This window comes from Leucobacter sp. CX87 (genome assembly GCF_018682295.1).
Taxonomy (GTDB): Bacteria; Actinomycetota; Actinomycetes; order Actinomycetales; family Microbacteriaceae; genus Cx-87.
In genome coordinates this window covers 356,666-373,465 of sequence record NZ_JAFIRI010000002.1, presented here as the reverse complement: position 1 = coordinate 373,465, position 16,800 = coordinate 356,666, and the positions used below count along the sequence as shown (strand labels likewise).

Annotated in this window: 14 protein-coding genes; 4 read left to right on the top strand and 10 right to left on the bottom strand. The window is 62.4% G+C overall.

Annotated features, from left to right (window positions below; genetic code table 11):
• Positions 1 to 229: 229 nt before the first annotated feature.
• The 3 genes from KOE53_RS04755 to KOE53_RS04745 form a co-directional block, all read right to left on the bottom strand.
• Positions 230 to 1,060: a TspO-related membrane protein gene (locus KOE53_RS04755; protein ID WP_188057589.1), complete on the bottom strand. Its 831-nt coding sequence runs from the start codon at positions 1,058 to 1,060 to the stop codon at positions 230 to 232.
• A gap of 96 nt (positions 1,061 to 1,156) precedes the next feature.
• Complete coding sequence (locus tag KOE53_RS04750) at positions 1,157 to 2,092, bottom strand: linear amide C-N hydrolase (protein ID WP_188057588.1); 936 nt, start codon at positions 2,090 to 2,092, stop codon at positions 1,157 to 1,159.
• Positions 2,093 to 2,301: 209 nt separating this feature from the next.
• Positions 2,302 to 3,735, bottom strand: coding sequence for a nucleobase:cation symporter-2 family protein (locus tag KOE53_RS04745; protein WP_188057587.1), 1,434 nt, complete (start codon positions 3,733 to 3,735; stop codon positions 2,302 to 2,304).
• A 209-nt stretch (positions 3,736 to 3,944) separates the two neighbouring features.
• Between KOE53_RS04745 and KOE53_RS04740 the strand changes: the two genes are divergently transcribed.
• The 3 genes from KOE53_RS04740 to KOE53_RS04730 are packed head-to-tail and all read left to right on the top strand — an operon-like array spanning position 3,945 to position 8,955.
• Positions 3,945 to 6,155, top strand: coding sequence for a glycosyltransferase (locus KOE53_RS04740; protein WP_188057586.1), 2,211 nt, complete (start codon positions 3,945 to 3,947; stop codon positions 6,153 to 6,155).
• Positions 6,152 to 7,486, top strand: coding sequence for a nucleotide disphospho-sugar-binding domain-containing protein (locus KOE53_RS04735; protein ID WP_188057585.1), 1,335 nt, complete (start codon positions 6,152 to 6,154; stop codon positions 7,484 to 7,486). The genes KOE53_RS04740 and KOE53_RS04735 overlap by 4 nt, the downstream gene beginning before the upstream one ends.
• Positions 7,483 to 8,955, top strand: coding sequence for an SDR family oxidoreductase (locus KOE53_RS04730; RefSeq protein WP_188057584.1), 1,473 nt, complete (start codon positions 7,483 to 7,485; stop codon positions 8,953 to 8,955). The genes KOE53_RS04735 and KOE53_RS04730 overlap by 4 nt, the downstream gene beginning before the upstream one ends.
• Before the next feature lie 73 nt (positions 8,956 to 9,028).
• Here the strand turns inward: KOE53_RS04730 and KOE53_RS04725 are convergent, their stop codons facing one another.
• The 6 genes from KOE53_RS04725 to idi all read right to left on the bottom strand — a co-directional run bounded on the left by KOE53_RS04725 (position 9,029) and on the right by idi (position 14,798).
• The gene (locus tag KOE53_RS04725) at positions 9,029 to 10,258 is read right to left on the bottom strand and encodes a prenyltransferase (RefSeq protein WP_188057583.1); all 1,230 of its coding nucleotides are present in this window, start codon (positions 10,256 to 10,258) and stop codon (positions 9,029 to 9,031) included.
• Complete coding sequence (locus tag KOE53_RS04720; protein WP_188044384.1) at positions 10,255 to 10,587, bottom strand: lycopene cyclase domain-containing protein; 333 nt, start codon at positions 10,585 to 10,587, stop codon at positions 10,255 to 10,257. The genes KOE53_RS04725 and KOE53_RS04720 overlap by 4 nt, the downstream gene beginning before the upstream one ends.
• Positions 10,587 to 12,188, bottom strand: a complete 1,602-nt coding sequence (gene crtI, locus KOE53_RS04715; RefSeq protein ID WP_188057582.1) for a phytoene desaturase family protein — start codon at positions 12,186 to 12,188, stop codon at positions 10,587 to 10,589. The genes KOE53_RS04720 and crtI overlap by 1 nt, the downstream gene beginning before the upstream one ends.
• Positions 12,185 to 13,084 (bottom strand): phytoene/squalene synthase family protein, encoded by a 900-nt coding sequence (locus KOE53_RS04710; protein ID WP_188044382.1) that lies wholly within the window; start codon positions 13,082 to 13,084, stop codon positions 12,185 to 12,187. Before KOE53_RS04710 ends, crtI begins: the two co-directional genes overlap by 4 nt.
• Positions 13,081 to 14,085 (bottom strand): polyprenyl synthetase family protein, encoded by a 1,005-nt coding sequence (locus tag KOE53_RS04705; RefSeq protein ID WP_370566934.1) that lies wholly within the window; start codon positions 14,083 to 14,085, stop codon positions 13,081 to 13,083. The genes KOE53_RS04710 and KOE53_RS04705 overlap by 4 nt, the downstream gene beginning before the upstream one ends.
• A gap of 164 nt (positions 14,086 to 14,249) precedes the next feature.
• Entirely contained in the window at positions 14,250 to 14,798 is a 549-nt protein-coding gene (gene idi, locus KOE53_RS04700; RefSeq protein ID WP_188044427.1) for an isopentenyl-diphosphate Delta-isomerase, read from the bottom strand.
• A gap of 104 nt (positions 14,799 to 14,902) precedes the next feature.
• Between idi and KOE53_RS04695 the strand changes: the two genes are divergently transcribed.
• The gene (locus KOE53_RS04695) at positions 14,903 to 15,472 is read left to right on the top strand and encodes a MarR family winged helix-turn-helix transcriptional regulator (protein ID WP_188057580.1); all 570 of its coding nucleotides are present in this window, start codon (positions 14,903 to 14,905) and stop codon (positions 15,470 to 15,472) included.
• A gap of 140 nt (positions 15,473 to 15,612) precedes the next feature.
• Here the strand turns inward: KOE53_RS04695 and KOE53_RS04690 are convergent, their stop codons facing one another.
• Positions 15,613 to 16,719, bottom strand: coding sequence for a serine hydrolase domain-containing protein (locus KOE53_RS04690; RefSeq protein WP_188057579.1), 1,107 nt, complete (start codon positions 16,717 to 16,719; stop codon positions 15,613 to 15,615).
• Positions 16,720 to 16,800: the final 81 nt, after the last annotated feature.

Sequence of the window (16,800 nt, the reverse complement as noted above, 5' to 3'; positions counted from 1 at the left end):
TGAGTGCTCCGATGATTGGTGAACCGTGGTCACGAACGGCGTCTGGTGGGAGGTGCAGGGATATTTGGCGACGTTAGCTACTAGTATGCCAAACTAGCGACATTCTCCGGGGCTTTCCTTCGTTGCGTCGCAGTCTTCTCTATGTTCGGAGCGAGCGGGGTATCGGATGGAAAATTCATGCAGAGAATTTTCGCGGGTTCCGAGAACCTGTCTGCCGGGTTGGTCTGGATCACGCAACGCTCTGGTCGCCTGAACGGCGGTGAGCGACCAGGCGTGTCGCGATTGCGGCGACGATGACGATTCCCGCCGCGGCACACGCCGCGATTCCGACCGGTAGTGACGCCGGTTCGTCGGTGAGCCTGGCGATCGCAACCCAGCACAGCCCCCAGCTCAGCGCGATCGCTGGGGTGAGGCGCCCGCGACTGAAGATCGCCGTGGCAACGCCAATGCAGGCGGCAATCGCCAGAGCGGCCACGGCCCAGACGGTGGGCTCAATACCGAAATCGCTGAATTCGGCCGCTACCGCCCAGGCAGCAACGTTCGCTGCGGAGGCGATCGTGACCCACCCGAGATAGAGCCCCACCGTTCCATCGAGCACCACGGACTCGACAATGGCCCCGGTACGAGTGGTTACTCCTCTCGGCGTGCGCAGCAGCAGGCTCAGGGTGCGGGCGAGCACCACCAGGAGGACGACAATGATCGCCACCGACAGCCAGAGTTGTCCGATTTGGATGGCACCCAGCCAAGCGGCATTGAGCAGCATGGAGGCAGCGATGAGATAGCCAACCCGACGCTGGACCAACCGTGCTGCCTGAGCGGGAGCCAGCTGCCAAACGGCGTAGGCCAGCAATCCCAGGTAAATGACCGACCAGATGCTGAACGCGGGAGTTCCCGGAGCAATCAAGGTCGCGTCGGCGGCCAGCGCACCGCCCGCTGCGTCTTGCACAGGCGTTCCCCCGAAGGCGCCCGAACCGAGCCCCGCGGCAGCGACCGCCAGAAGAGCGAGCACGAAGACGACGACTTGCCGAACACGGTCAGAAGGTTCAGGTCGACTATTCATGTGGGGCACGATACCTGCACGAGCTGTCCTGCACGAGGGCTGCGAAGGCCTTCGAGTGGACTGCGCACTCCCCAGACCTCGTCGCACCGAGAGCGTTTAGTACGCGAGTTCAGCAGCCGCGAGTTGCGCGGTCACATCACCGATCAAGGCGTTTTGACGCGGATTGAGCGCGAGCACTTCGGCGCCGTCAGCGAGCTGGGCGAGATCTACCCAAATCACCGAGGGGCTGAGGGTTGACCAGAAGTAGTAGATCTGGTTGGTCACGTCGCTCGCGGAATGCCACCACGTGGGGTAGACACCTCCGTCGCGGTAGGGGGCACCCGGCGGAACTGCCACGTTTTGCGAGACGCGGAACACTCCTGCGACCACCTCGGTCAGGTTTGCGGGTTCGGGGAGATAGTGCCGAAAGTAGCTGGCGCGCACGAAACGATCGAGTGAGGTGATGTCGCCGGGAGGGGTCAGATCGCCGCCGAACGGTGCATAGCGAGTGAGATTCGCGAGTTGCTCGTCGTAGTTGGGGGAGTTCGCCATGACAGAGAACTCTGCACCGTGATGTACGACCAATTCGCCGTCGATCGGCTCTATGATCGCCGAGTCTCCCGAAGGGTCTTCAAGGGCGAGGTGTGCGCCGATGTACTGTCCCCTGATTGGCGGGGCAATGAGCTGCACCTCGCCGAGGTGCTCGAGCACTTCAGCGACGCTGGCAAAGCGGTCAAGAACGTATTGCGCCCACATTGCGATAGTGATGGTGGCCGCACCCGTGTCGGTGGGCGGGTGAATGTCATCGAGAAAGAGCGCGTGCGCCGCGAGGCCTTTCTCGTTCATGCCATCGGAGGTTCCGACGTTCCACATGCTGAGCCCGACGCTCGAATGCAACGATTTCCAGGTGGCGGCATCTGGTTGTGTGCCGCCCGATCGATCGAGGCCGCGAGGATAGAACCAGAGCTCTGGCTCGTCGCTCACCTCCCAATCCATGCAGCGCGAAGCAACCTTCGCGATCGGGTTGTCGTTCCAGAAGACTCGTGTGCACATAACGCTGACGATACTGGCTGATTACCTTCCGCGGGTGCCCAGATTGTTCGTCCGAACATCTTCGTACCCGATGCTAGATCTCAGACGCAGCAATCCAATGGGTGATGGTGAACGTTGCGAGAATCATCACGATGCCGCACGAAGCGGTAGCGACCGCTCCCAGCAGTCGCCAGCGCCACGCGGACGTCGACGAGCTTGGCTTCTGCGGACTATTCCGGCATGCCAGGTCCTGGAGGGGGAGGCGTGATGGGCTGATGTGTAACGGGAGCGTCTGAGCCGCTTCGTGGAGCAGCGCCGACAGCTGCAGGCGTGTGGTGGTTCTTCTTGCCGATTTTCAACTCGTTGAACAGCAGGTTGAGCAAGACCGCCATGATCGCAGCCGAACTAATTCCAGAGTGGAAGATGGTTCCGAACCAAGTTGGGAAGGCATCGTAAAAGTCTGATTTCACGATGGGCAGGCAGCCAAATGCGATTGAGGTCGAGACGATGATGAGGTTAAAGTTCCCCTCATAACTGACCTTGCTGAGGGTGCGAATACCTGAGGCCGCGACCGTGCCGAAGAGGACGATTCCTGCGCCGCCCAGAACAGCAGTGGGAACGGTGGCGACCACTCGGCCCAGCACTGGCAAAAGGCCAAGAGTGACCAGGATCCCGCCGCCGGCGGCAACGACGAAACGGCTCTTGACGCCGGTGATCGCCACCAGACCGACATTCTGGGCAAACGCGCTCTGGGTGAAGGTATTCAAGATTGGGGCCAGGATGCTAGATGCCATATCTGCCCGGAGCCCGTCGGCGATGCGGCGCTTGTCGACCTTCGTTCCCACGATCTGACCAAGAGCAAGAATGTCGGCGGTAGTCTCCGTCAGAATCACCAAGACGACGACCGTCATCGAGATGATGGCTCCCACCTCAAAGACTGGCCAGCCAAAGGCGAACGGCTGCGGGAAGGCAAAAAATGCGCCCTCGCCGACCGTCGAAAAATCAGCCATGCCGAGCAGCCACGCCAGGCCGGTGCCCAGCAACAGCGCGAGCAAGATGGCTAACCGGGCAATCGCAGCATTTCCAAGCTTGGAGAGCAGAAGTGCAATCAAGAGTGTCGCACCGGCAAGCCCAATGTTGCCCATGCTTCCGTAGCTGTCAGCGGTTGAGTTACCCCCCATTGCCCAATTTGCGGCGACAGGAATCAGTGAGATGCCAATCATGGTAATCACCACACCGGTCACAACCGGAGGGAAGAACCGAACGATTCGGGCAAAGAACGGGGCAACAAGGAAGCCGATAGTGGAAGCCGCAAGCACGGCGCCAAACACGCCTTGGATGCCTCCGCCACTATCAATGATCGCGACCATGGTGGCTACTGCTGCGAAAGACGTGCCCTGTACCAACGGCAACTGGGATCCGAAAAACGGGATGCCGACGGTCTGCAGAATGGTTGCGAGTCCGCCGACAAACAGGCAGCTCGCGATCAAGAGGCCAATTTCTTGCGCGCTGAGCCCGGCTGCACCGCCAACGATCAACGGAGGTGCGATGATGCCGCCGTACATGGCGAGCACGTGCTGCATTCCGTAGGCGAGTGTGCGTCCCGCGGGAAGACGCTCGTCCTCTGGTCGACGCGTTGCGGTGTTACGTTGAGCGAAATTCACAACTATGTTCCTCGCTGTGGCGGGTGACGGACGAGATGAGGGCCTTGTTGCCAATGTACCTAGATAAACGAGACAATAGCTAGGCAATCAATCACGGTCTTCGAGAGGCAGGGACTGCTCTGAACGACTGGAAACTCGGACACAGCAGTGACTTGAGGGGGATTTTCGCCGCCAGGCTGAAGATTCATGACGCTTGAATTGGGAGATGAATGCGAGTTCGTAACTGTCTCGAAGCGGTGCAGAGCGCTGATCGACTCGTCGAAGTCCTCCGCCTGGCAGACGAGCTCGCCGTCGAGGCCAGCCGCGACGGGGGAATACGCAATGTTCTGATCCTGCTGAGTGCGATCGAATCTTCAGACCAGATCTCTGCGATCGCGGCGATACACGCGCTCGCGAACATCGCTGACGAAGAGTCCGACGAAGCGCTCGCTGACTTGTTGTCCAGCGAACGCGGGTTTGTGCGAGAGCATGCGGCCTGGGCGCTGCATGCGCGTGCCCCCCGCCCAGGGCCGATCGGGCGACTCATCGGTTTGGTGATCGCGGGCGGTTTTGTCGGGATGCTGGCCCAGCGCACCCTCGAGCGCTGGGCGAGGTCCTCTCCCGAACTCGTCGCCATCGGTCTGGAAAGTGCGCTACTCAGCCTCACGCACGCGCCCAGCCGATACCGACTGGCCGAGACTCTGGGTCTGGTGCACCACTCGATTGCGACTGCACCGCTGCTGCGTATCGCCAGCGATACAGGTGAAGAGATCGCCGTCAGGATGGCTGCTGTCGCAGCGTTAGGCGAACGCGCGGGCAGCGAGGAAGTCCAACGACGCCTGACGCAGCTGGCTGAAGCAGAAGCGCCGCTCGGAGAGGTGGCGCGACTTGCCCTGACTGACTTGGCGAATCACGACGAAGCACGTAGTGGAAGTTCGACGCCGCTTCCTGAGGCGGGACTTACGGTCGCCCAACTATTTCTCCACGCAGATATTGACCCAGAGCTCCGTCATGCGGGCAGCGGAGATACTGGTGGGATCGCCACGTTGTTGGTCCGACTGGGTGATGCGCTCGTCAGTAGCTCAGAAAGAGGTGTTAGGAGTTCGAGTACTGACTCGTCTCGGCAGCTGCCCATCAAGCGGGTCATCACACTGTCGAGAGGTGGAGTGGACGATGCCGTACAGAGTTTGTCCGCGATCGAAGACGAACGTTCTGGCCACCAGTACGGCCGCATTCCGTTGCTGCAGGAACCGATGCAGGCGACGAATGCTTGGCCGCTCCGAGTGGCAGCGCGCAGGGGCATTGCGCGGATCCTGAAGGCGGCAGGACCCGTGGACCTGATTCATCTTCGGATGGCAGACGTGGGGAGCCTGGCGGCATTCGATGTCGCGCGCGAGCTCGACATACCGGTAATCTTCACGGCGGCACCAGACCCGCATGGTCTCATTAATTCCCTGGACATGTCAGGGAAGCTGCACCGCCAGAATTTCGGCACGATTGACGAAGCAGAGCACTTCTGGTTCCGGGCCCGACTGGTCCAGCGGTTGGCGGCCAACTCAGCCCACAATGTCTTCTTCCCGCGACCAAACCTGCAACATGACATGCAAGACCTCATGGGCATCGACATGGGGAGTGAACCAGGGCGGCACACGACGGTTCCGGAAGGCATTGATCTGGCGGTGATCGACCAGGCAGTGCGCGAAGCAGAAGCCTGTGCCGATGGCGGCCCCCCGAGCGCTCCCCTCGCGGAACTGTGCGCACTGCTCGAGGAGCTTCCGAGGGAACGCCGGAGCCTACCGGTACTCATCAGTGTCGGCAGATTCCACAGGGTGAAGGGCATGGCCTCGATCGTTGCCGCCTGGGCCGGATCAGATCTGAGCCTTCGTGCGAACCTCCTGCTCGTCGGGGGAAATCTGGAAAACCCCTCAGCCGATGAACGCGAGCAACTGACTCGCATCGACCAAACGGTAGATCCCGAGAATCGGATGGCAGCGGGTCTTGTGCTTTCGGGGCATCGCCCGAACACCACCGTTTCTCGCTGGATCGCGGCCACCCGGATCGGATTGCCTGGATTCATCGCACCGGGTGGCGTCTACGTGTGCGGAAGTCTGAAGGAGGAGTTTGGTCTGGCGCTTCTCGAAGCCATGGCCTCGGGGCTGTTGCTGGTGGCCCCTGACGGCGGTGGCCCAGCGACCTATGTGGAACAGCGCCGAACCGGCTTCTTGACCACGACCTGGGATCTGGAGTTACTGCGCGGCGCAATGCAGGACGCCTTGGACTGCGCAGCCGAGGAAACCACCGCTGAACGAGCTGCCTATTCTCGGGGCGTCGTGCAAGAACGCTTCACGGTTGAGGCGATGGCCGAGGCCCTGACGCGAGTCTATTCCGACGTCCACCGCGATGACGTAGCACAACGAAGAGAACTGGTGCGCACCGCATGACGCTACTGATTATTAGCCCCGACTATGCCTCACATCTCTACCCCCTCGCGGCGCTGGGAAGCAGCTGGTTGGAGGCTGGTGAGCGGGTGGTTGTCGCGACTGGACCCGCCACCGCTTCGATTGTCCGCTCCTTCGGTTACGAACATGTCAGTCTCCAGCTGAGCCGGGGCTCAAACCCGGGGATCATTCGCGCCGAGGAGCAACCAGACGGCGAAGATGATGCGCTTCGAGGCTTCTTCGCTGCAACCCGCGAGGGCATGATCCAGACGCTGTCGTTCCAGGCGGAGGCCCGTTTGAACGACCTCATGTGGGAGCCGGTCGCCACAGCCCGGGCAGTCCAAGCGATCGTCGAAGACCTGAATCCGACGACGATTATGGTCGATCATCTGGCCTATAGCGCGCGACTCGCGCTCGTAGCCGCAGGGATTGATTATGTCGATGTCGTGCTGGGTCACCCGACCGCACTGCCGATGACAGCCGCCGGCGAGGTGTACGGGCTGCCCCCTGCTTGGCCCTCCGCGTTCTCACCCAGCGAGCAGCAAGTCACCGAATTGCGTGAACTCTGTGAACAAGTGAGCCAGTCGTTTACCTCCGAATGGAACACTGCCTTGGCAGAATTGGCGCCGAACCGCGCGCCCTCTCCGAACGCGTTTGCCGAGCACGGAGATCCCCTCGTCTTCAACTACCCGGCGGAACTCATGCCGCCAGATCGTTTGGCGCACCTTCCGGCGCACCAGTTCATTGGTGCGTCCGTGCGTGCAGAGACGCCAGAACCTCACATCGAAGAATGGTTGTCCGCCACTGACGAGCCCTTTGTCTACGTCAGTTTTGGCAGCTTTTTGTCGGTTCGCGGCGATGTCCTCGGTAAGGTCGCCGAGGCGCTGCGGGTGGCGAACGTTCGTGCCGCTATTGCGTATGGATCCGCAGACATCGCGGATCTCGGAGATGTCCCCGATCATTGGTTGGTGGGGGAGTTCCTCCCGCAAGTCACGCTGCTGGGGGCAGCGGCGTTGGGGGTGACGCATGGCGGCAATAACAGCGTGACGGAGGCCCTCACTTTCGGCGTACCTCTCGTCGTCTTGCCTTTCTCCACAGATCAGTTTGCCGGTGCAGAAGCCCTCGAACGCATCGGGTTCGGGGCCGCATTGGCGCCCAATGAAGCCACAGTCGCCGAGATCAAAATCGCCATTGATTCCATGCTGAACCTTCCCGAAGACGCCCGCCGTGCCCTGCATGACCTGGGAGCGACCTTGCGTGCGCGCGAGGGCCATCACGCCCTCGCCGGACGGGTTCGGCCTCTGAATCCCATCGCAGAAGGGACAACGAAATGAAGAGTGTTCTCGTAACCGGGGCAACCGGGTACATCGGTGGACGACTCGTCCCTCGGCTGCTGGACGCCGGGTACAAGGTCACGGTACTGGTGCGATCGCCTCAGAAACTCTTGGACGTGCCGTGGGCAGAGCGAGTGACGATCGTCGCAGGCGACCTGCTCGACCCAGACACGGTGGCTGAAGCCTGCGCGGGCAAGGACGTGGTTTACTATCTCGTCCATTCAATGGGCACCAAGGGCGACTTTGCAGTGGCTGAGGGCCGTGCTGCTCGGAACGTCGCGACGGCTGCGGCACAGCTTGGGGTGGGGCGAATTGTCTATCTCGGGGGGCTCTACCCCCGAGGGCATCGTCTGTCACAACACCTGGCCTCGCGCAAACAGGTGGGCGAGATCCTGCTTGCCTCTGGCGTCCCCACGGTTGCGCTGCAGGCCGGTGTGGTGATCGGCTCCGGGTCGACCTCATTCGAGATGATCCGGCACCTGACTGACGTGTTGCCATACATGCCGGCGCCGAAGTGGGTGCGCAACTTCATCCAACCGATCGCGGTACGCGACGTCTTGTACTACCTCGTTGCGGCCGCAGAGCTTCCTCCTGAAGTCAGCCGTGCGTTCGATATCGGGGGACCGGACGTGCTGCGCTACGGCCAGATGATGAACGGGTACGCGCTTGAAGCGGGACTGCGTCAGCGGCCGATCGCAGCACTACCGGTACTGACCCCCTGGCTCGCCTCGCAGTGGGTCAACCTGGTCACTCCGATTCCGCGCAGACTGGCCATTCCGATCATCGCCTCGTTGCAACACGACTGCGTCATGACCGAGCACGACATTGACGAGTTCATTCCGCCGCCCGAGGGTGGCCTCACCGGGTACCGCCAAGCGGTCCGACTTGCGCTCGCGAAGCTGGATGCCGGTGCCGTCGAGACCACTTGGCAGAACTCATCAGTGGGCGATGCGCCCAGTGACCCGCTGCCCAGCGATCCGGAATGGGCCGGACGCACGGTCTTCACCGATTCCCGCGAGCGGAGGACGGACGCGACTCCCGAGAAGCTCTGGAACGTCGTCGAAGGGATCGGCGGAGCAAACGGGTGGTATTCCTTCCCGTTGGCATGGGCGCTTCGGGGATGGGCCGACAAGCTGGTCGGAGGGGTGGGACTTCGCCGAGGCCGCCGCCACCCGCAACGATTGCAGACTGGCGAAGTGCTCGACTTTTGGAGGGTGGAGCGTCTGGAACGCGGACGCCTGCTGCTGCTCCGTGCCGAAATGCGGCTCCCCGGTCTCGCCTGGCTCCAGATGGAAGTGCTTCCCGACGGCAAGGGCTCGCTGTACCGACAACGCGCGATCTTCTTTCCCCGAGGACTCGCTGGGCGACTGTACTGGTTTTCGATCCTGCCATTTCACGGGATCATTTTCAGCGGCATGGTGAACCGGATCACTTCCACCGCGATGCAGGCTGATCCGCAACACGACTGATGCCTCGCGCCGTCGCGCCTGCTGCGGGCAGACTCGGCGGATCCTGCGACTCATCCCCAGGACCGGCTGGTCGCTAGGGCCCTTGCATCCACAGCAGGATCAGCGCGAGGGTCACCAAGAACCCGGAACCGTAGTTCAACCAAATGAAGCGCCGCCAGGAACGATTGGTGTCCGCAGCGGTGCTCTCCGTGACGTTCCACCACGGCAGGCTGTTCAGGAGGTACGGGATGGCCACCAGCGATACGAGGGGGCCCGGCCAGGCAGTCGCGAGCATCGCGAGCCCCGCCACGGACCAGAGGGCAACGGACAGCCGGACGGTGCGCCGTGCCCCGAAGACCGTGGCGATGGACGCGATGCCGGCGTCCCGATCCGGAACGATATCTTGCACCGCACCGAAGGCGTGCGCGGCCATACCCCACAGGAAGAACGCCGCTAGGACGATCACGAGCCCCGGCGTGACCTCCACTCCGGCAAGGGCCAGCCCCACAATGGCGGGGTTGACGAAGTGGGTGCTCGAGGTGATCGAATCAATAATGGGGCGTTCCTTGAAACGGAGCCCTGGCGCAGAATAGGCGATCACCGTGAAGGTGCTGAAGGCGAGACTGACCCACACGACTGGTCCGCCGGCGGCGGCCAACACAATCAGGAATGGCAGATTCGTCGCTGCAACGAGCCAGAGCAAGGGACGATGCAGCCGAGGTGCGAGGAGCGCGCCTTCGAGACCTCCCTTGCGCGGGTTCTTTAGATCCGATGCGTAGTCAAACACATCATTGATGCCGTACATCGCGAGGTTGTATGGGATAAGGAAGTAGACCGTGCCGACGATGAGCACCCAGTCGATCTCACGCGTGGTGAGGAGATAGGCCGCCGCGAACGGGAACGCGGTGTTGATCCAACTCACCGGTCGCGAGGCCAGCAGGGCCTGGGATACCAGCCCTTGGCGCTGGGTGGGAACGCGCGCTTCACGCACCCGAGCTTCACGCACCCGAGCTTCACGCACCCGCGTGAGCGCGAGCCACAGGGCGGGAAGCAAGAGCACACAGACCAGCGGGTAAGAAAAATCTTCAATAGGCGCGAGCCCGATGCGCACTCCCAGGATGTGCGCTGAGCCGAAGTCGAACAGCTCCATGCCAATCATTACCGAGTCGAACACCGCGGTGAGGACCGCCAGCACAAGAAACGTCACCCCTGCGATGGCCCAGTGCGTGCGAGTTGACTCCCGCGTCCCACGGACACGAACGAGCAGTATTCCCGAGATCCCTGCCGCGACGACGAAGAGCAGCGCGAGCCAGAGATAGGTCACGACGCGTGCCTCTCTGCTCGGCGCTCATGAATCCGTCGAAGTCCGGTGTAGATAATCATGGTGCAGAGCACGAGGAAGAGGAGGAAGAAGGGCTCTTCAATGGGAAGCTCTGGCGCGATGAGCAGCCCGGTCGCGATCTCTCCCTCGCCGCGAAGAAAGATCCCCAAACCGATTCCCGCGAGGTCCCATGCGAGCATCACCACGAGACCCACGAGCGTCACAATTGTTGCCGACCGGGCGTCGTGCCAGAAGAACAGGCGGTAGCGAAAGTCGAGCAGGAGCATGCAGGCGATCCCCCCGAGGAGGGATAGGAGATAGATGTATCCCATTATCGTTTGGCCTCCGGTCCCGCGTGAGTCGGCCCGGCGCTGTGATCGCCGCGCACATGCTTCAGCACCAATTCTGCGCTAATCAGGCACATCGGTACTCCGACACCGGGAGAGGTGGTGCCACCTGCGTAGTACAAGCCCTCCACCCGCGGTGACGCGTTCTGCGGGCGGAACATCGCGCTCTGTCGCAAGATATGCGCGGGCCCCAGCATGCCGCCCTGCCACGAATGGTAGTCGCGCGCAAAGTCAGCGGGCCCGAGAGTGTGTCGCAACACGATTCGATCCTGAAGGTCGGTGACACCTGACCACTGTGCGATCTGGTCGATGGCCGCATCTGCTGCCTGCTCGATCCGGGGGTCGCCGTCACCGTCTGCGCCTCCCGCGCCGATGTCCGGATCGGCGGGGATCGGAACGAGGACGAACAGGTTCTCGTGTCCGGGCGGAGCGACGCTGGGGTCGGTGGCACTGGGCTTGCACACATAGATTGAGGCAGGATCCGGAATTGACGGATGGCCCCCAAAGATCGCGTCGAAGTTGTGCTGCCAGTCCTGGGTGAAGAACAGAGAGTGGTGCGGGAGCTCAGGAAGCTCGCCGCGGACGCCGAGGAGGACGATCACTGCCCCCGGCCCGCTCGTTCGCTTCGTCCACCACTGTTCGGGGTAACTCTGATTTGCTGTTTCCAGCAGAGTTGTCTCGGTGTGATGCAAATCAGCCCCCGACACAACCAGGTCGGCTGCGGTGAAATGGACCTCGCCATGTGCGTCACGCCAGCGGACTCCTGTCACTGACGGACGGCGGCTGGAGCGGGATTCGCCGTCCCGATCGGTAGTGATGGCGGTGACCTCAGCACTGCTGATCAGTGTCGCGCCGGCATCGCGCGCGAGTGCCTCGATTCGCTCCACCAGCTCGGAGAATCCGCCCATCGGGTACTGAACGCCCTCGTCGAGGTCGAGGGTGCTCATCAGGTGATACATCGCGGGCGCAGCGGAGGGCGCGGTCCCCAGAAAGACTGCAGGATAGCCCAGGATCTGGCGCAACACCGGGTTCTGGAATCGTCGCGCCACATAGGTATCAAGTGGAGTGAGGAGCAACTGTGCAAGCTTGGGGAGCGAGCCGAGAACTTGACGGTTCAGCAGGGAACGTAGCCGAGTGAACGGGTTGTAGAGGAAGAACCGCTCGGCCATCGCAGTGGTGGTGCGCGCGGAATCGAGATAGGTAGTGAGCGTGTGCCCACTTCCGCTTTCGAGCGACTCGAAGGCGGCAATCACACGTTCCCGGCCACGAGGAATGGTGACGGGGAGGGCCGCGCCTCCGTCCGGGCCAGGTTCTTGAAACACCCGATAGGCAGGGTCGAGATCGTGAAGATCGAGCTGCTCGCTGGTGCTCGTTCCCATGAGCGAGAAGAAATGGTCGAAGACACCCGGCATGAGGTACCACGACGGCCCCGTGTCAAAGCGGAACCCGTTTCGTTCGACAGTGCCGACGCGCCCGCCAAAGCGCTCGAGTCGTTCAAGTACGACGACCTCGTGGCCTTCCCGAGCGAGCAGCCCGGCAGTCGCGAGGCCGGCGATACCGCCACCGATCACCACAGTGCGGGTCATCGTCGCGGCTCCCGCCAACTCGTGAACAGGGCCCGGGCGGCGAGCCCGGCTTTCACCGGATTGGGTACTCGGACACGTCGGCGATACAGGTCTTCGATTTGCACGGCTTCAATTCGATCGGTGAGCGCGGTGAACAGCTCAAGTGCGCTGCGCACTGCCGCTCGGGCGTCAGGCGGCAACAGGGGAATACTCGCGCGCGCGTCTGCCAGCTGTTCTCGGATGGTCTGCACCCAAGAACTCCGGTCTTCGTCGCTGAGACGGTCGTTGACACCCAGGTAGCTCCGCCCCAGGCGATCGGTGTCGTCGGAGAGGTCGCGGAGGAAGTTGATGTTCTGGAAAGCGGCACCCAGCTGGCGGGCACCATGTTCAAGCGCACGGCGTTCAGGCTCGCTGACGTGCTGGTCGCGCAGAAAGACGCGGAGGCACATCAGCCCCACCACCTCGGCCGAGCCGTATATGTAGTCGGCGTGTGCCGATGCGTCAAAACGGGCGAGACCGGGTGACGAACTGTCTTGTCTGATCAAGTCAGTGCGCATCGAGTCAAAGAAGGGCGTGGTGAGTTCGGTGGTGATGCCGCACTGACGTGCAGTGCGCGCGAACGCATGAATGATGAGGTCGCTGCTGCACCCCTGCCGCAACGCGAGATGGGTGCGCTCGATGAAGCTCTCGAGCGTCTCAGACTGTTCCGCCGCAGTCAGCCCAGCCTCGACCGTCATCCCGTCAACGAGCTCGTCGGCGACGCGAACGAGCGCGTAAATGTTTCGAATGTGCTGGCGATGCGGTGCTCCCAAGAGGCGGCACGCGAGCCCGAACGAGGTGGAATAGGACTCGATCACCTGATTTGCTGCACGCTCAGCGGTGCGCGTGAACAGGGCCAACGAGACGCTGTCATTCATGCCTGTCTGCCCTCCAACTGGCGTGCGAGGTCGACCAATACGCGCCGAACCTCAGCGGGGATCGCTGAGGCGCGGTTGCTCAGCAGCTCATAGAAAGACCTGAGTTGCTCGTCGACGAGGCCCTGCACAAACTGTTCCGCGCCGCATTGCCGAAGCAGGTCCCTGATACGCAGCGCGTCCTCCTTGCTGAGGGAAGCACTCCCGAACATCGGTTCGATGCTCGGCCATTCGCTCGTCATTCTCGCGTAGGCAATCAACGCGGTTTGCTTACCCTCCCTCAGATCGGAGAACGGGTCTTTGCCGTGTCGCAGCGGGTCCCCGAACGTCGACAACAGATCATCCTGGAGCTGAAATGCGAGCCCCAAGTGTCTACCTGCTGATGAGAGGGTGCTCTCGACTTGAGAGCTGGTGTCCGCGAGTATCGCCGCTGCCCGGAGGGGCAATTCGAATGTGTACGTTGCCGTCTTATACGTGGACATGGTGAGCACTGTCCCTAGATCCGGTTCAATGATGCCCCCGCCCAAACCCACATCGAGCTGTTCGCCCACCACCGACTCGGTGATGGTGTATTCGAGGAGGTCAAGCAATCTCAAACGTGTCGCCTGTGGGACGCACGCTCGGGCGAAGATCTGATGCGTGCTTGCCAGAAGCAGATCCCCCATGAGGATGCCACCGGTGCGTGCCCAGTGCAGCCCCGCGACAGACATATTTTCTGCGTCGACAGGGTCGCTCGTACCCGTGCCGGACTCGGCAAGGAGCGCCCCGATGAGGTTGGGCCGTCCGCGTCGAGTCAAGTCCCCATCGATCACATCATCGTGCAGCAAGAATGAGTAGTGCAGCAACTCGATCGCTGCGGCGATGCTGATGACGGACTCCTGGTTCGGCCACGCGCGATCCTGAGGGTATTGAGCGGTGGGGGCGGGGAGTGCAGCAGGCCCGGGACGCTCGGGATCTCGGTGATGGAGAGCTTCGTGCGTTTCTACGAGCAGCAGGGGGCGCACGAGCTTGCCCCCGAGAACGCTGTGTCCGGCGAGCGTCCAGAGTCGAACAAAACTGTTTCCGTATGGCGCGGCAGCGCTCGCGCGAGCCTGAAATATCTCACTCAGTTCGCGCTCGATCGCGCGCCTGACGTCGCTTCGATCGTGGAGGACGACTGTCGACGCCGTCATCGGCGTTCCCCGGGGAAGGCGTTCTCGTGCAGGAAGAGTTCGGGGAGTTGCCGCACCATCCAGGGACTGAACGTGAAGGGTGTGCGCTCAAGCGACTCTGCAAGGTGAAGTGGAGACACCCATGCCCACTCAGCAATCTCGTCCGGGTGGGGGGTCAGCGAGGAGCCGAGCCGGGCAACATACACCGGGCAGATCTCGTTCTCGACGACGCCGCTTGCGTCAGTCGCGCGGTACCGAAAGTTCGGAAGGACAAGTTCGATCCCAAAGATTTCGGCGCCAAGCTCTTCCTGCGCCCGACGCACGATGGCGATCTCTGGCGATTCATCAGGGCTGGGGTGGCCACAGAAACTATTGGTCCAGACCCCCGGCCAGGTTCGCTTGGTGAGCGCCCTGCGAGTCACGAGAACTTCGCCGAGCTCGTTGAAGAGATAACAAGAAAATGCCAGATGCAAGGGAGTATCGGCGGTGTGCACGCCAGACTTCAACGCGGTGCCTATCGGCAGGCCGGTTTCACCTAAGAGAACCACACGCTCTTCATCGAACATCTTCGCTCGCTTCACGCTTCCAGAATTTGCCTAGCCTGGCATGAAAATAACTTCTCAAGATTTAGTACTGGGTGCTTATGTTATCCGAAGCTACAATTCTTTTCATGGAACACGTCGATGAAAACCACGATTCGGTTTCGTCGAAGATGTTCGATCTCGATTCCAGTGACCCGCGAGGCGCGCTGGTCGATCGCTCGGCGTTGGACCCCGCTCAGGTACGAGGGATCAGTGCCCTGATGGGTGCGTTCGCTCGGCTGCGAGAGGCCGAGCAGGAACTCTCGGTGCTGTCCATGAAGTACATGAAGCTCAACCAGACGGACATGCGGGCATTGCACTACCTCATTGTCTCGAGCAATAGTGGCGACATCGCGACTCCGGGGCGGATCGCCGCGCATCTCAAGATTTCCAGTGCATCAACCACCAAGCTGCTCGATCGCCTTGAACGGGCTGGGCACATTGCCAGAGCGTCGCACCCGACAGACCGCCGTGCCCTCGCCATCTCGATCACTCCTGAAACGCACGAGGCCGCCATGAACTCGGTGGGCCGACAACATGCAAAGCGATTTCATGCTGCGGCCCGCCTGACTGAACCGGAACGAGAAATCATCATTCGGTTTCTTGAGGACATGACGGATGAGATCACGACCTTCGATGAGGCCTGGACAGAAGCGTGATGGCGGGCGCACGGGAACTGGTGAGCAAGCGATCGTGCTTTCGCACGCGGTTCGGCTCGGCTGTGACCTCCGAGCGGTAGCGGTGCTACTGGTCCGTGGCGCGCTCGCCGAACGGACCGGCATCTCATCGAGATTCGGCACTAGGCGCCGCGTAGCTCCTGGAGGTCGCGAAGCAGCCCCATCATCCGATCGCCCATCTCGACCTGGGTGAGGACGATGCAAATGGTGCCGTCGGGGTCGACGAAGAAGTCGGTGCCGAGCCCGCCGGACCAACCGAACCGGCCGCGATGTGGGCCGGTGGTCGCGACGGAGACGCCATACCCCCAGCCGGTTTCTTCCCAGAACCCGGGGAAGAAACTGTCCTCCGCCTTCGCGTCGCGCGAGACTTGGTCGCTGCGGAGTTCGTGCAGCAGGGCAGCGTCGATGAGCTTGCCGTCGAGCAGCGCGCGCAGGAACGCGTGATAGTCGGCGACGGTTGAGACGAGCTCGGCATGGCTGACGTCGAACGGCGCCGGCTCAACGTAGAAACCCGATCCTGCTGGCTCGGTTTGTTCGAGGCCGTCTGCCCCATGCCGGAAGCCGGGGAGCAGGCGATGCGCCTGGTCGAGCGGCACCGAGAACCGGGTATCGGTCATCCCCGCAGGCGAGAACACGGTCTCGTTGAGTATCTCGAGCGCGCTACGGTCGCGCACGCGTCCCAGCAGAATGCCCAGGAGGCCGAACGAGTGGTGGTAGCGCCAGGCTTCGCCCGGCTCGAAGGCGAGCGGCAGCGTTGCCAAGGTGTCGAGCCAGTCCTGGGCGCCGAGACCCACGGGGCCGGCGTCGGCTTCTACCCCCGCATCGATCATCGTCTGCTTGAGCGGAGAATCGGTCGTCATGATTCCATAGCCGGACTGGTTGGTCAGCAGGTGCCGCACGGTGATCGGGCCTCGTGCTGGCCGCGTCTCGCTGAGTGGGCCGTCGGGGTGCGCGAGCACGCGGCGGTCGGCCAGTTCGGGCAGCCAGGAAGCGACGGGGTCGTCGAGCGCGATTACGCCGTCCTGCACCAGGCGCAGTGCCGCCACGGAGGTGACGGCCTTCGTCATCGATTGGATGCGGAAGATCGCGTCGGCCGGCATGGGCTCGCCGCCAGGCGCGGTCAGCCCGACGGCGACCGGTTCAAACGTCCCCCCGAACGTGGCGACGGCGCCCGGCATGGTGCCCGCCTCGACGTGGCGGGCCAGGAGGTCGCTCAGGCCTTCGGACATGTCGGGCTCCTTCGTCGGATATCTGTTCGGGAAAACTGGCGTGCTTCGGGCTCCGCGGGCCTGGCCGGTGCGAGCGGCGAG